At 35.6% G+C, this 1,678-nt stretch carries 2 protein-coding genes; one reads left to right on the forward strand and one right to left on the reverse strand.

The window, feature by feature from the left end:
- Nucleotides 1-93: 93 nt before the first annotated feature.
- The gene (locus GQR46_RS19380) at nucleotides 94-660 is read left to right on the forward strand and encodes a PD-(D/E)XK nuclease family protein (RefSeq protein ID WP_165742165.1); all 567 of its coding nucleotides are present in this window, start codon (nucleotides 94-96) and stop codon (nucleotides 658-660) included.
- A 271-nt stretch (nucleotides 661-931) separates the two neighbouring features.
- Here the strand turns inward: GQR46_RS19380 and GQR46_RS19385 are convergent, their stop codons facing one another.
- The gene (locus GQR46_RS19385) at nucleotides 932-1,534 is read right to left on the reverse strand and encodes a thiamine biosynthesis protein ThiC (RefSeq protein ID WP_165742166.1); all 603 of its coding nucleotides are present in this window, start codon (nucleotides 1,532-1,534) and stop codon (nucleotides 932-934) included.
- Between the last annotated feature and the right edge of the window lie 144 nt (nucleotides 1,535-1,678).

Raw genomic sequence — 1,678 nt, forward strand, 5'->3', positions numbered from 1 at the left:
AGCCTTTTACATTTAATGTTTTTGAGATTAACCTCAGAGGAAATAAAGAATTAATCTACTGAACGATTAATTTTTAAGGCAAGGAGTCTTCAATTGACAACAAAAAGAAAATTCATCCAAAGTATTCCTAATGAAATGGTAGATCCAATTACAGGTCTTAAAGCGAGTAATGAGACAGAGTTGAGCTCGTTATTGGCCTATCATCATGCAAATAGCTCTATTGACTGGGGTAGTGTTAACCTTTATTCAATTCCATATTTATCTGACAAACTTTGTTCTTCAGAATATATTAATTGCTCAACCCCATTTTATTGTGAATATCCTCTTTTTTCAGATTCAGAAACTGTAGATATATGGGGGCAGATGCCTGCAGATTTACTTTCGTTTTCTAAAAGCGAAAATACAATCGTGTTAATCGAAAATAAAATTGGAAGTAAATTTACAAGCGCTGGTACTCAGCTTATAAGGCAAGCAAAGTTCCTTGAGAAAAGTGGTTTTAAAAACAAAATATTGATAGTTCTTACTTCAGAGTTATTTTTGTCTAAAGGCTGGTATTTAAGTGAAATGCAGAATGTAATCGACAACGTTGAAGGTGTTAAAGTTTTTGCTATGAAATGGGAAGATATCTTCAATGCTATTGAATCTAAAGGTATTAATTAGGGAAATAAGAATCTAAAGGGGTCAAATGTTGACTTCATACATCAGAACATAAATTGGTTAAAAGGTTTTGATATTAGCTATTTTTACCCTCTAAAAGCGCAGCGCCTCATATCCTCTTTGTGAATTAATCTTAGTTTACGAAAGTAGGCATTAACTTGAGGTACGCTAGGCGAATGCTTTAAACATAAAACATCGGCGAATTAGAATATCTAATACACGCCGATGTTTATACTTTATTCAAATGAATAGCTTACTTGAAAGGTATTAAGCCTTAGTTTTGTTTGCGGTAAAGGCTTATTAAGCATATCGCTAAAAGTAACGTTGCAATCATACCTGAAGCGCCAGCAACAGCTGATGGAAGAAATCCATCACGGCCAAAGGTAATTAAAATACCATTGGCAAGCATGGCAACTCCGCCTGCTAAGGCTGTAAGCCCGCCAATGGCTTTGCCACCTTTAGCTAAGTAAGACAGGCCAAAAACAAGTGCTGCTAGTCCTAATAATATTTTAGCTGCGTAGTAAATCATGAATGACAAAGAAACCACGCCACCAATTAAAGGTTGTGCGCCTTCTACGGTACCCGCTACTTTTCCAAATGTAGAAAACAATGTAAGGCCAATACTTACCTGTACTAGGTTAAGTACCGCACTAAAGGCGATAGCCGACCATCCTAGTTGAGAATGTTTTGCTTGTACCATTGCTGTACCAGTAAAGGCAGCAAGCACAGTAAATACTAGTGCTTCTAGCCCCCATGAAAACTGCCTTGAAAAGCTAATTTCTGCACTATAAAGGGCAGAAGAAATAGCCTGTGATATGGCCAACACTAACAATAAAGATGCTGAAATTAGGATGGTGCGTTTATTCGTAAATTCCATTATTTACCTCTTATAATTTTATATTTGACGCTTTAAAAAGATGCAATAGCTCTGAATACATCAATCAGATGAAATTTTCATATAAATAGCGCTCATACTTGCAGATATAAGACAGGCGAAACTATTTAATAATTTCACTAAACT

Source organism: Pseudoalteromonas sp. Z1A6, from assembly GCF_011378745.1.
GTDB lineage: Bacteria > Pseudomonadota > Gammaproteobacteria > Enterobacterales > Alteromonadaceae > Pseudoalteromonas > Pseudoalteromonas arctica.